This window comes from Amycolatopsis sp. NPDC059027 (assembly GCF_042739735.1).
Taxonomy (GTDB): Bacteria; Actinomycetota; Actinomycetes; order Mycobacteriales; family Pseudonocardiaceae; genus Amycolatopsis.
This window is the reverse complement of sequence record NZ_JBHYIK010000066.1, coordinates 27,421-40,028: the sequence shown is the minus strand read 5'-3', so window position 1 is coordinate 40,028 and position 12,608 is coordinate 27,421. Positions and strand designations below refer to the sequence as shown.

The 12,608-nt window shown below is 69.6% G+C and carries 14 protein-coding genes; 7 read left to right on the top strand and 7 right to left on the bottom strand.

Annotated elements, in window-relative coordinates; all coding sequences use genetic code 11:
- Positions 1-8 precede the first annotated feature (8 nt).
- The 6 genes from ACFWY9_RS34925 to ACFWY9_RS34900 all read left to right on the top strand — a co-directional run bounded on the left by ACFWY9_RS34925 (position 9) and on the right by ACFWY9_RS34900 (position 4,389).
- Positions 9-650: a hypothetical protein gene (locus tag ACFWY9_RS34925; RefSeq protein WP_378329450.1), complete on the top strand. Its 642-nt coding sequence runs from the start codon at positions 9-11 to the stop codon at positions 648-650.
- Between the two features lie 231 nt (positions 651-881).
- Complete coding sequence (locus ACFWY9_RS34920) at positions 882-1,547, top strand: hypothetical protein (RefSeq protein ID WP_378329449.1); 666 nt, start codon at positions 882-884, stop codon at positions 1,545-1,547.
- 138 nt (positions 1,548-1,685) lie between these two features.
- Entirely contained in the window at positions 1,686-2,345 is a 660-nt protein-coding gene (locus tag ACFWY9_RS34915; RefSeq protein WP_378329448.1) for a class F sortase, read from the top strand.
- A gap of 5 nt (positions 2,346-2,350) precedes the next feature.
- Positions 2,351-2,899, top strand: coding sequence for a hypothetical protein (locus tag ACFWY9_RS34910; RefSeq protein ID WP_378329447.1), 549 nt, complete (start codon positions 2,351-2,353; stop codon positions 2,897-2,899).
- A gap of 87 nt (positions 2,900-2,986) precedes the next feature.
- Entirely contained in the window at positions 2,987-3,793 is an 807-nt protein-coding gene (locus ACFWY9_RS34905; protein ID WP_378329446.1) for a VOC family protein, read from the top strand.
- Positions 3,794-3,903: 110 nt separating this feature from the next.
- Positions 3,904-4,389 (top strand): hypothetical protein, encoded by a 486-nt coding sequence (locus ACFWY9_RS34900; protein WP_378329445.1) that lies wholly within the window; start codon positions 3,904-3,906, stop codon positions 4,387-4,389.
- Between the two features lie 79 nt (positions 4,390-4,468).
- Here the strand turns inward: ACFWY9_RS34900 and glpK are convergent, their stop codons facing one another.
- Both glpK and ACFWY9_RS34890 read right to left on the bottom strand, forming a co-directional pair.
- Positions 4,469-5,983, bottom strand: coding sequence for a glycerol kinase GlpK (gene glpK / locus ACFWY9_RS34895; protein WP_378329444.1), 1,515 nt, complete (start codon positions 5,981-5,983; stop codon positions 4,469-4,471).
- A 34-nt stretch (positions 5,984-6,017) separates the two neighbouring features.
- Positions 6,018-6,764, bottom strand: a complete 747-nt coding sequence (locus ACFWY9_RS34890; RefSeq protein ID WP_378329443.1) for an MIP/aquaporin family protein — start codon at positions 6,762-6,764, stop codon at positions 6,018-6,020.
- A 237-nt stretch (positions 6,765-7,001) separates the two neighbouring features.
- Between ACFWY9_RS34890 and ACFWY9_RS34885 the strand changes: the two genes are divergently transcribed.
- The gene (locus ACFWY9_RS34885; protein ID WP_378329442.1) at positions 7,002-8,741 is read left to right on the top strand and encodes a glycerol-3-phosphate dehydrogenase/oxidase; all 1,740 of its coding nucleotides are present in this window, start codon (positions 7,002-7,004) and stop codon (positions 8,739-8,741) included.
- 386 nt (positions 8,742-9,127) lie between these two features.
- Here the strand turns inward: ACFWY9_RS34885 and ACFWY9_RS34880 are convergent, their stop codons facing one another.
- The 5 genes from ACFWY9_RS34880 to ACFWY9_RS34860 all read right to left on the bottom strand — a co-directional run bounded on the left by ACFWY9_RS34880 (position 9,128) and on the right by ACFWY9_RS34860 (position 12,555).
- Positions 9,128-9,658 carry a GNAT family N-acetyltransferase gene (locus ACFWY9_RS34880; protein ID WP_378329441.1) on the bottom strand — a complete coding sequence of 177 codons (531 nt, stop codon included), beginning with the start codon at positions 9,656-9,658 and terminating at the stop codon, positions 9,128-9,130.
- A gap of 10 nt (positions 9,659-9,668) precedes the next feature.
- Complete coding sequence (locus ACFWY9_RS34875) at positions 9,669-10,307, bottom strand: response regulator (RefSeq protein WP_378329502.1); 639 nt, start codon at positions 10,305-10,307, stop codon at positions 9,669-9,671.
- Positions 10,304-11,575: a sensor histidine kinase gene (locus ACFWY9_RS34870; RefSeq protein ID WP_378329440.1), complete on the bottom strand. Its 1,272-nt coding sequence runs from the start codon at positions 11,573-11,575 to the stop codon at positions 10,304-10,306. The genes ACFWY9_RS34875 and ACFWY9_RS34870 overlap by 4 nt, the downstream gene beginning before the upstream one ends.
- Positions 11,576-11,646: 71 nt before the next feature.
- Complete coding sequence (locus ACFWY9_RS34865) at positions 11,647-12,018, bottom strand: DUF1707 domain-containing protein (RefSeq protein ID WP_378329501.1); 372 nt, start codon at positions 12,016-12,018, stop codon at positions 11,647-11,649.
- A gap of 33 nt (positions 12,019-12,051) precedes the next feature.
- Positions 12,052-12,555, bottom strand: a complete 504-nt coding sequence (locus ACFWY9_RS34860) for a DUF1707 domain-containing protein (RefSeq protein WP_378329439.1) — start codon at positions 12,553-12,555, stop codon at positions 12,052-12,054.
- Positions 12,556-12,608: the final 53 nt, after the last annotated feature.

The following is a 12,608-nucleotide window of genomic DNA, read 5'->3' as shown; positions in this document are numbered from 1 at the left end:
GGTGTGTCATGAAACGTTCCGCCGCTCTCGTCGCATTCGCGGCCGCGGGATTCCTCGCCGCGGCGCCGGCCGCGTTCGCGACCGATTCGCCGACCTCCACCACGACGCCCGCGACGCCCACCGCGCCGACATCTCCGACGTCGAGTCCCACGACCACGCCGACATCTCCGACGACGACGGCGACCACATCGACCACGCCGACGACGCCGCCGGGGAACCCCAAGGCGTTCCTGAAGCTGCAGCCGAACGCGGCACACGCCGGGGACAAGATCACGGTACTGGTCGGCTGCGAGGCGAAGTACATCAAGAACCTGAGTTCGCCGGTCCTCGATTTCGGTGCGCTGAGCCCGAGTGGTCCGCAGGACGACCCGGCCAAGGCGCCCGTGTCGCGGGGCCAGGCCACCGTGAAGAAGGACGCCGAGCCGGGCGAATACCCCGCTTCGTTCCAGTGCGACACCGGCAAGGTGAGTGTCACCTTCACTGTGCTCGGTGCCAAACAGGTGACGCAGGTGCCGTCCGGGGCGCCGCAGACCGGCGGTGGCGACATGCCGGGGCGGGACAACGGGCCGTTCGTGGCGGCGGGAGCGCTCGGCGTGCTCGCTGTGGGTGCCGCGGGTTGTGTGCTCTATCGGCGTCGTCGCGAAGACTGACAGCGTATTCGGCGGTCCGAAAGAAAACAGTCCGGGTGCTCGCCCGGACTGTTTTCTGTGCGCGAAAACCACGTCGGAACGGTGATATTTTCGTTATTTTGCCGAGTAAACCTCGCCCTCGTTCCCGGCGTCTTGGGGATGTCAGTTAAACGGGGGCTGACTGTGGGGAAACCGGGGCTGTCCAGGTTCCGGTCATTCTGGGGAAATCCCATTACGTGATGAGGGGAAATCATGAAGTACGGCATTGCCGCGGGTGTGACCGCCGGATTCCTGCTGCTCGCGCCCGGCGCCGCGTTCGCGGCTGAGCAGCCTTCGCCGAGCACGAGCACGAATCCGCCGGTGAGCACCAGTGTCACCGCTCCGCCGCCGTCGAACACCCCGACCCGGACCCCGCTGAAGCCGGGGCAGATTCCGGGCACCATCTCTATCGGCCCTGGGGGGAACCAGCCCGGCCCCGGGTATTTCGTGCCAGGGCAGGAGGTGTCCATCGGCGGCCAGTGCTGGGAGAACTTCCGGACGAAGCCCCAGTACACCTCTTCGCTGCTGGGGACGGGTGAGTTCACGATGGTCGGATGGGACAACATCTCGGTGCTGGAGACCAAGGCCACTATCCCCGCCACCGCGAAACCGGGGACCTACACGGTCTCGTACACCTGCTACGGCGTCGAGCTCACCGCCGAATTCGTGGTCAAGAACGCGCCCGCGGAGCGGGCACCGGCCAAGCCCGCGCCGCCGGGCAAGCAGGTGGCGAAGGTGCCCGCGGGCGCTCCGCAGACCGGCGGCTCCGACGCGCCGGAGCAGGACAACGGCCCGCTCGTCGCGGCAGGAGCGGCCGGTGTGCTCGCCGCGGGTGGTGCGGGGTTCGCGCTCTATCGTCGTCGTTCGGTGAAGCGCTGACCGGGTTCGAATCGTGACACTGGCGGGGGCAACTCCGCCGGTGTCGTCCCGCGTCTGTCGGACGTGGGGGACAAGCGGGCCGCCTCGTCAGGGGGACGGGGCGGCCCGCGCTCACCACAGAGGTACCGAGGGGACGAAATGACGTCGACGATGGTGCGCAGCCGGCGGGCGCTGATCGCGCTCGTGGTGGTCCTGCTCGCGGTGATCGCGGCACTGGTGCTGGTGTTCTCGACGGCCAGGTCCGGTGGCCAGACGCGTGCCCAGCCGCCGGTGAACACGCAGCAGGAGGCGAAGAGCCCGGCCGGCGGGGAGAACGTCGCGCAGCCGCAGGCACAGGGCATGGCCAAGGCGACCCCGGTTTCGCTGGACATCCCGAAGATCGGGGCGCGGTCTTCGCTGATCCCGCTGGGGCTCAACCCGGACAACACCGTGCAGGTGCCGCCGGTGGAGACCCCCTTGCAGGCCGGCTGGTACGAGAACGGTCCGACGCCGGGGGAGACGGGGCCCGCGGTGATTCTCGGCCATGTCGACGGGAACAAGCAGGCGGGGATTTTCTACCGGTTGCGCGAACTCGCGCCGGGTGACCAGGTTTCGGTGTCCCGCAAGGACGGTTCGACCGCGTGGTTCGCCGTCACCAAGGTGGACCAGGTCGCCAAGGACCGCTTCCCGACCGACGCCGTCTACGGCGACACGAACACGCCGGAGCTGCGGCTCATCACGTGCGGCGGGGCCTTCGACCGGAACGCGCACAGCTATCTGGACAACATCATCGTCTACGCGCAGCTGATCGTGAGGTGACCAGGGTGAGACTTTCGATCGCCGCGACACTGGCGTGCGGACTGGCGCTGGCGGTGCCTGCCGCCGGATTCGCGGACCCCGCTCCACTGGGGACCTCCGAGCAGCCGGCACCGTCGCAGCCGCCGGACGCCGAGCCGTTGTCGCCTTATCCCTATGTGTCCGTCTCGTTGCAACCCGCGTTGCCGGGTGACGACGTGCTCGTGGCCGTCGGCTGTCCGCGTGAGGAACTCGGAAAGGTGACTTCGCCGGTGCTCGACGTCGGTGCGTTCGAAATCGTCACCGAAACACCGAAGCTGGTCCAGAACGCGATCGGGCATGTGCACCCGGACGCCAGACCCGGGTTCTACCCGGTCTCCGCGCTGTGTGGAAAGCGCACGGTCAGCGGGAATTTCGCGGTCAAGGCGCCCAGGACGGCCACGACCACGCCCGCTGCTCCCGCGCCGCCGAGGCCCGTGCCGCGGCCGGTACCGAAACCGGTGCCCGCGAGCGGGCGCCAGGTGAGCAGGGTTCCGGTCGGGGCCCCTCAGACGGGTGACGGCGGGACGATGGGCTGAGCGGACGCTCCCGTTTTTGTCGGTCCCCGGTGCAACACTGTGACGGCCGACACAAGCCGGCGTTGCCTACGGACCGGGAGATCCGAAATGTTGTTCCGCGATGAACGCTGGCCGGATGGGACACCCTGCTGGGTGGACCTGATGGCGCCCGACCAGAGAAAGGCCGTCGGCTTCTACAGCGCGCTGCTCGGCTGGGAGGTCCAGGTGGGCGGCGAGGAGACCGGCCACTACGGGATGGCGATGCTGGGTGGCCGCCCGGTCGCCGGGATCGGTCAGATCCCGCCGGAGCAGGCCGGGATGCCGACGGTGTGGACCACCTACCTCGCGGTGTCCGATGTGGACAAGACGGCGGGCGCCGTCACCGCGGCGGGCGGGCAGATCCTGATGGCGCCGATGGACGTGCTGGCGGAGGGAAGGATGGCCGTCGCGGCCGATCCGACCGGTGCCGTGTTCGGCCTGTGGCAGCCGGGCAGGCACTTCGGCACACAGGTGCTGGAGGCGCCGGGAACGCAGGCGTGGAACGAGATCATGACCCGCGACTACGAAGCGGCGAAGACGTTCTACGGCGAGGTTTTCGGCTACTCGTTCGGTGATATTTCCGCCGAGGGATTCCGGTACGCGACGCTCGACATCGACGGCCGTCCCGCCGGTGGCATCGGGCTGCTGCCCGCGGACACCCCGCCCGAGGTACCCGCCAACTGGACGACGTACTTCGCCGTCGCGGATGCGGATGCCGGTGCGGCCAAGGTGAGCGAGCTGGGCGGCACGGTCGTGGCCCCGCCCGCCGATTCGGCGTACGGCCGGGTCACGGCGGTCGTGGACGATCAGGGCGCGTCGTTCCGGCTGATCGCGCCGAACGAGCGGTCCGGGAGCCCGGAAGGGTGGGATGCCTGAGTATTCGTTCGTTTCACCGACAACTTCACAGCGACGCCAGGCGTATTCCGGGTATGACAAAAGGAAAGCGCGCGAGCGCGCACAATGCCGGAACGCGCGGACGTTCCCGGGTGGCGGCTGCCTTGGTCGCGGGTGGTGTGCTGGGGTCGGCGGTGTTGTTCGCGGCGGCTCCGGCTGGTGCCGCGGAGGAGGACAGCCTCATCGTCGAGCCGAATCCGGTGCGGGCAGGGGAAATCCTCACGGTGACGGCGGGGTATCCGATCTGCGGTGCGACCGAGCAGGCGCATTCGGACGGTTTCGCGGAGCCGATCCAGTTGTCCAAGCAGGCGGGTATCGAGGGCGTGTGGAGTGGCAAGGGCAAAGCCACTTCGCGGCCCGGGACTTACAAGGCCAGCTATCTGTGCAAATACAACGGGAAGACGCTGACCGCCACGTTCACCGTGGTGCCGGGGCCGACGTCGCCCGCGCCACCGAAGCCGCCGTCGGCCTCGACCGCCAAGCCCGTGCCGGCGAAGCCGGGCGGGCAGGTGGCGGTCAAACCCCGAGGTGCACCGCAGACAGGTGGCGGTGCGCTGGCCGCTGCGCCGACGTCGTGAGGTCCGGGCCGGAGGAGCGAGGGACCTTTGCTCGCGCCGAACGAGAGCAAAGGTCCCCCGATACCGCTGGCCCCGGTGGTCAGGCTTCGTCGGTGACCCAGTCGAAGGTCTTGGTGACGGCCTTCTTCCAGTTGCGGTACTCGGATTCGCGGCGGGCGTCGTCCATCGACGGGTCCCACTGCTTGTCCTTGGCCCAGTTGGTGCGGATGTCGTCCTCGGTCTTCCAGAAGCCGACGGCGAGCCCGGCGGCGTAGGCGGCGCCCAGCGCGGTGGTCTCGTTGACCACCGGGCGGATCACCGGCACCCCGAGGATGTCGGCCTGGAACTGCATGAGCAGTTCGTTGACGACCATGCCGCCGTCGACCTTGAGCGACTTCAGCGGTACGCCGGAGTCGGCGTTCATCGCGTCGATCACCTCGCGCGACTGGAACGCCGTGGCCTCGAGCACCGCACGGGAGATGTGGCCCTTGTTGACGTACCGGGTGAGGCCGACGATGGCGCCCCGCGCGTCGGAGCGCCAGTACGGCGCGAAGAGGCCGGAGAAGGCCGGGACGAAGTACGCGCCGCCGTTGTCCTCGACGGTGCCGGCGAATTGCTCGATCTCGGCGGCCGACGAGATCAGGCCGAGGTTGTCGCGCAGCCACTGCACAAGCGAACCGGTGACCGCGATGGAACCTTCCAGCGCGTACACCGTGTCGTTGGTGCCGATCTTGTAGCAGACCGTGGTGAGCAGGCCGTTCTCCGACATCACCTTCTCGGTGCCGGTGTTGAGCAGGACGAAGTTGCCGGTGCCGTAGGTGTTCTTCGCCTCGCCGGGCGAAAGGCACGCCTGTCCGAAGGTCGCGGCCTGCTGGTCGCCCAGGATGCCCGCGATCGGTACCCCGGCCAGCGCGCCCCGCGCGCGGACCCGGCCGTACTCCTCCGAGGACGAGCGGATTTCCGGCAGCATCGACAGCGGGACGCCCATCTCCGCGGCGATGTCGGCGTCCCACGACAGGGTGTCGAGATCCATCAGCAGGGTGCGCGAGGCGTTGGTCGGATCGGTGACGTGCACGCCGCCGTCGACCCCGCCGGTCATGTTCCACAGCACCCAGGTGTCCATGTTGCCGAAGATCAGGTCGCCCGCCTCGGCCTTCTCGCGGGCACCTTCGACGTTGTCGAGGATCCACTTGATCTTCGGTCCGGAGAAGTACGTCGCCAGCGGCAGCCCGGTCTTGGCGCGGTAGCGTTCCTGCCCGCCGCCGAGGTCGCCCAGGTCGGCGACGATGCGGTCGGTGCGGGTGTCCTGCCACACGATCGCGTTGTACACCGGCTTGCCGGTGGTGCGGTCCCAGACGAGTGAGGTCTCGCGCTGGTTGGTGATGCCGACCGCGGCGATGTCGCCCGGCTGCAGGTCCCCCTTGGCCAGCGCGCCGGCGGCGACGGCGCGGGTGTTCTCCCAGATCTCCTCGGCGTTGTGCTCGACCCAGCCCGCCTTCGGGAAGATCTGCTCGTGCTCGCGCTGGTCGACCGCCACCACCCGGCCCGAGTGGTTGAAGATCATGCAGCGGGTCGACGTGGTGCCCTGGTCGATCGCGGCTACGTAGGAAGTCATGCTTGTCGGCTCCAAAGTCGTTGCTGGGGTGGGCTCAGGTCAGGTTGTGCACGCCGAGGTAGAGCAGCGCGGCCAGCGCCCCGCCTGCCAGCGGGCCGACGACCGGGACCCACGAGTAGCCCCAGTCCGCGTCCCGCTTGCGCTTGATCGGCAGCAGGAAGGCGTAGGCGATGCGCGGGCCGAGGTCGCGGGCGGGGTTGATGGCGTAGCCGGTCGGCCCGCCGAGCGAGATGCCGATCACCAGGACCACAAAGGACACACCGGCGTAGCCGAGCGCCGAGTTGCCGAAGTTCGGTGTGCCTGCGGTACCGCTGAAGGTCGGGCTGAGCAGGATCCAGGCCACCAGCACGAAGGTGCCGATGATCTCGGTGACGAGGTTCCACACCTTGTTCGGGATCTGCGGTGCGGTGGAAAAGATGCCCAGCGTCTCGCCCGGCTCGGGGTGGTCGTCGAACTGGAGTTTGTACGCCGCCCAGCAGAGCACGGCGCCGATGATCGCACCGACCATCTGGCCGAGCACGTAGAAGGGGACGTCGGCCCAGGAGGTCTTCCCGGCGATGGCGAGGCCGAGCGTCACGGCCGGGTTCAGGTGCGCTTGGCTCGGCGCGGCGATACTGGCGCCGGTGAACACGCCGAACGCCCAGCCGAAGGTGATGAACAGTGTTCCCGCGCCGTGGCCGTTGTTCTTGCGCAGCACATGGTTCGCCACGACACCGTTACCCAGCAAGATGAGTGCCGCTGTCCCCAGCAGCTCCCATACGAAGATGGCTCCCGCACTCACGTTCTGACCTCCACACTGGACACTTTGCGCGCAGGGCCGAGCTCAGCTGCGTTGTACGGCGCCATTGCCGACCCACGTCCCGGGGACGTTACCTGTGCGTACGAGTTGCTTCCAGCGCCGTACGCAGTCATGTTTCCAAGATCGTCGAGGGTTACGCCACACGTGTCATCCCAGGGTGCGCGGATGGTCACCGGGACGTGCCATGCTGGAACCCTGAGTACCGAGGAGGAGTGTCACGTGACCAGCTCTCAGCGCGAAGCCGACCAGAACCCGGCGCGGCTGGGTCCGCTCCATCGCGAGGAATCCTGGCAGCGCCTCGGCAAGGAGACCTTCGATCTCGTGGTCATCGGCGGGGGTGTCGTCGGCGCGGGCACCGCGCTCGACGCGGCGACCCGCGGGCTGCGGGTCGCGCTGGTCGAGGCCCGTGACCTCGCGTCCGGCACGTCGAGCCGGTCGAGCAAGCTGTTCCACGGCGGGCTGCGCTATCTGGAGCAGCTGGAGTTCGGCCTGGTGCGGGAGGCGTTGCGGGAGCGCGAGCTGATGCTCACCACGATCGCGCCGCATCTGGTGAAGCCGGTCAGCTTCCTGTACCCGCTGACGCACCGAGTCTGGGAGCGGCCCTACACCGCCGCGGGGCTGCTGATGTACGACACCATGGGCGGCGCGCGTTCCGTTCCGGGGCAGAAACACCTCACCCGTGCGGGTGCTTTACGGATGGTTCCGGCGCTCAAGCGGTCCGCGCTGATCGGCGGGATCCGGTACTACGACGCGCAGTCCGACGACGCCCGGCACACCATGACCGTGGCGCGGACCGCCGCGCACTACGGCGCCGTCGTCCGCACCTCCACCCAGGTCGTCGGCTTCCTGCGTGAGGCGGACCGGATTTCCGGGGTGCGCGTGCGGGACGTCGAGGACGGGCGGGAGACCGAGATCCAGGCCGGCGCGGTGATCAACTGCACCGGGGTGTGGACCGACGAGCTGCAGCGGCTGTCCGGTGGCCGTGGCCGGTTCCGGGTGCGCGCGAGCAAGGGCGTGCACATCGTCGTCCCGCGCGACCGGATCGTCTCGGAATCGGGCATGATCCTGCGCACCGAGAAGTCCGTGCTGTTCGTGATCCCGTGGCGCAACCACTGGATCGTCGGCACCACCGACACCGACTGGAACCTCGACCTCGCCCACCCGGCGGCGACCAAACACGACATCGACTATCTGCTGGAGCACGTCAATTCCGTGCTCGCGACACCGCTCACGCACGACGACATCGAAGGCGTGTACGCGGGGTTGCGTCCGTTGCTGGCGGGGGAGAGCGAAGAGACGTCGAAGCTCTCGCGCGAGCACGCTGTCGCGCGGGTCGCGCCGGGGCTGGTCGCGATCGCGGGCGGTAAGTACACGACGTACCGGGTGATGGCGGCCGACGCCGTCGACGCCGCGGTGGTCGACCTGCCTGGCCGGCCGCCGTCCTCGATCACCGACAAGGTCCCGCTGCTCGGCGCGGACGGCTACCACGCGCTGGTCAACCAGGCCGATCACCTCGCCGCGGAGCACGGCCTGCACCCGTACCGGGTGCGGCATCTGCTCGACCGGTACGGCTCGCTGGTGCACGAGGTGCTCAAGCTGGCCGACGGGCGCCCGGAGCTGCTCAAACCGCTGGAGACGGCGCCGGACTACCTCGGGGTCGAGGTGGTCTACGCCGCCAGCCACGAGGGCGCGCTGCACCTGGAAGACGTGCTCGCGAGGCGGACGCGGATCTCGATCGAGTACGCGCACCGCGGCGTCGACTGCGCCGAGCAGGTGGCCGGGCTGGTCGCCGAGGTGCTCGGCTGGTCGGCCGAGCAGATCCGGCGCGAGATCGAGCTGTACAAGGCGCGGGTCGACGCCGAGCGGGAATCCCAGTCACAGCCCAGCGACGAGGCCGCCGACGCCCTCCGCTCCGCCGCCCCTGAGGCCCGCGCGGGCCTCGTCGAACCCGTCAGCTGACCCGTCCGCCTGCCCGTACCCCTGAGAGCATCCCCCACCCTGTATCCCTGAGAGCATCCCCCACCCTCCCGGGGGCACCCCTGCAACCAGCGTATCGAGGGTGGGGGCCGTTTGGCGGGGCCGCGGGAAATCTGTGGATGGCCGGAGCCGTTGTGGACAACTCCAGCCGCCCGCTGAAGGAATGAACGGAAGATTCAGGACACCCGGAGCGCCCCTGCCAAACAGCCTACGGACAGGGGCTGAGAAAGGGCGCAGGCGATTCGCCGCCGTGAAGGCCTCCTTACCGGCACTGAGCGCCGGTAAGGAGGCCTTCACGGGCTGGCGCATGGCGGGACCCCCGGGCGATAGCAAAGGTCCCTTGCTCTCCCGGGCAGCGGGGGCGCAGGTCAGGCGGTGCGGAGCCAGCGGATGAGGGATTCCCCGGTCGGCGCGAGTTCGGGTTCGGGGCCGATGCGGGTGAAGCCGCAGCGGCGGGCGACAGCGGCGGAGTCGGCGTTGCTCTCCTCGTACCGATAGCTCACTTCGCGGAGTCCGAGGACGTCGAAACCGAAGCGAAGCGCGGCATCCAGCGCGGTACTCGCGATTCCCCGGCGGCGTTCGGCCGGGTGCACCCACACCGCGGCCTCGGCGTACCCGGCGGCGAGGTCGAGTTCTCGCAGGCCGACCTCGCCGAGCAACCGTCCCGTCTCCGGTTCGGCGACCGCCCACGAGCAGCGTTCGTCGCCCGCCCACTGGGCGAGCCGCAGCGCGATGTACTCCGTCGCCTCGTCGAGGGTACGGACGCGGTAGTTCAGCACGTAACGACGATGTGCCGGGTCGGCGAACGCCTCGATCAGCGCGGGCCGGTCGTCGAGGCGGCGGTCGGCCCGCAGCTGGCGCAGGGAGTACGCTCCCGCGTTGATCTCCACCGGTTCCACCCGGCCGAGCCTAGTCAGCCCCGTCGCCGGGCTGGAGAAGGCCGCGACGGTAGGCCTCGCCGACGGCGGCCGCGCGGTCGTTCACGCCGAGTTTGGCGTACACGTGCAGCAAATGCGTCTTCACGCTCGCTTCGCTGATGAACAGCTTGCCCGCCGCGACCCGGTTCGTGGCGCCGGCCGCGACGAGCCGGAGCACCTCGAGTTCCCGGCGCGTCAGCGAACCCCGCGCGGGCTCGCGCACCCGGCCCATCAGCCGCACCGCGACGCTCGGCGCCAGCACGGACTCCCCGTGCGCGGCCGCCCGCACCGCGCGCAGCAGGTCGCCGACGGGCGCGTCCTTGAGCAGATAGCCCGTCGCGCCCGCCTCGATCGCGGGCAGGACGTCGGTCTCCGCGTCGAACGTCGTCAGCACCAGCACCCGGACAGCCGGGAACTCCGCCGTGAGCCGCCGGATCGCGCTCACCCCGTCCAGCTGGGGCATACGCAGATCCATCAGCACCACGTCGGGACGGTGTTTCGCCACGAAGGCGAGCGCTTCGGCGCCGGTGGCGGCCTCGCCGATCACCTCGATGTCGTCCTCGCCGGTGAACGCGCCGCGCAGGCCGTCGCGCACGATCGGATGGTCGTCGGTCAGCAGCAGCCGGATCACCAGCACGCACCGTCCTCGCCGCCGAAGGCGGGGATCGCCGGGACCTGGGCGTTGATCGCGGTTCCTTCGCCGGGTGCGCTTTCCACCGCCAGCGAGCCCGCGACCCGGCGTACCCGCTGCCGCATCGACTGGAGCCCGAACCCGCTGCCATCGGTACGCGGTGCCTCGACGTCGCCGGGCCGGAATCCGACGCCGTCGTCCCGGACGTCGAGCATCACCACATCGTCCGAATAGGACAGTGAGAGGCCGATTCTTGTTGCCTGTGCGTGCTTTCCGGCGTTCGCCAGCGCCTCCTGCGCGACGCGGTACAACGTGACCTCCAACTCGGGAAGCAGGGGTCGCGCGTCGCCGGTCGTCTCCGTGCGGACGTCGGCGTCGGAGGTTTCGGCGAAACGCCGTCCCAGTTCGGCGACGGCGTCGGGGAGCCGCGATTCCGCGAGCGGCTCCGGTCGCAGAGCCTGCACGGCGCGGCGGGCTTCGCTGAGGCTGTCCCTCGCGAGCGTGTTCGCCTGCGTCAGATGCCGCCGGTGCCGGGGCGGGTCCTCGACGGCCCGTTCGGCGGCCTGGAGCTGGGTGACGATGCCGGTGAGCCCCTGCGCGAGCGTGTCGTGGATTTCCCTGGCCATCCGCTGCCGCTCGTCCAGCACGCCCGCCTCGCGCGCCTGCGTCAGCAGCTGGGCGTGCAGTCCGGCGTTCTCCTCCAAGGCCTTCTCCAGCCGCGCGTTCGTCTCGGCGAGCGCGGTGTTCGCGCGACGTCGCCGGTCGCTCTCCACGCCGACGAACCACGCCGCGTAGAGCATCGGTCCCGCCACCGACGCGACGATCACCCAGGACGGTGTTTTCGTGTCCGCCCCCAAACCGCCCTTGACCAGCAACGGAATCACCGCGGTGGCCGCCACCGCGAACACGCTCCAGCGGGCGGGGAACAGCGCGAATGCCAGCGAATATCCCATCGACGCGAAGGCGGTGAACAGGTCGGCCCTGCTGACCAGGAGCGCGGCTCCGAGCAGGACACCGGCGTAGTAGCAGGCGGTGAGCGCGGGATGCCGGTGGCGGCGCGGGAACAGCGGGACCAAGCCCAGCAGCCACACCGCGGTCGCCCCGGCGATGGCCAGCGTGCCGGTCCAGTACGTGCTGTCCCCATGCTCGGAGAACGCGGCCCAGATCGTGCTGCCACCGAGCACGAGCAGGCTGACCACGCTGAGGATCGGACCGCCGAGACGCTCTCCGCGCGCGTCGATCTCCCTCGGCAGGCCCACCATCCACATGAGCGGATTCTCCCAGCCCGCAGGGTCTCGCGGGATCAGCCGATGAGCGAGGACATCCACCGATCGGTGGATCAGCGGCGCCAGCGGCTGCCCAGGGCCAGCGCGACCCCGATCGGCAGCAGGAACACCAGGAACGTGCCCCGGGTGAGGAAGAACAGCGCGATCGCCACGACAGCGGCGATCGGCACCGCGCTCGCGGTGAGCCAGCGTCCCGGCGAGGGGGTGTCCGGCACGCGCGGCGCGGCGGGGACGGGCGCGGCGAGCAGGACGCCCGGCCGCGGCGACGGGAGATCTTCGAACAACGGCACCAGTTCGCTGACGCGCTTCGCCGCGGTCACCTTCGCCGAGCGGTCACCGTATTCGTCGAGGTCGAGCCTGCCCGTGCGGACGTGCTCCTCCAGTACGTCGAGCGCGTCCTGGCGTTCGGCGTCGGAAAGGCGCATGTCCGGTTTGTTGCCCACGACGGCTCCTCGTGCTCAGCCGTCGACTTCGCCGCGATAGCGGCGGCGGTCCCGCAGCTCGCGGCGGTGCCGGTCGTGACCGTGCCAGTCCTGGCCCCACAGGCTCTTCCCGACCGCGGTCAGCCCGATCGGCACCAGGATGATCAGCCAGGAGATGCCGGTCGTCACCATCAGCAGGATCGCCGCGATCCAGACCAGCGGCAGCATCCCGGCCAGCACCCGCTGCGCCGGTGACCACGCGGTCGCGCCCGGCGCGGCGGGCGGCTGCGCCGTGGCCTGGGGGACCGGCGGTGCGGACACCGCCTGCCAGGTCTCGTCGAACCGGGGATGCGGCTCGGGGAGATCGGCGAAGACCCGGACCAGATCACCGCGGGTCTTCGCCGCGGTGATCTGGGCGGATCGTTCACCGAATTCGTCGATGTCGATCCGCCCCGCACTCATGTGCTCGCCGAGCGCGGTCAGCGCCGTTTCGCGGTCACGGTCGCTGATCCGGAGCTCTGGAGACGGAACCTCGTTCACATCACCGATGGTAGGCCGAGTCGGGAGTGACCAGCCATGACATCCGTGCCTAT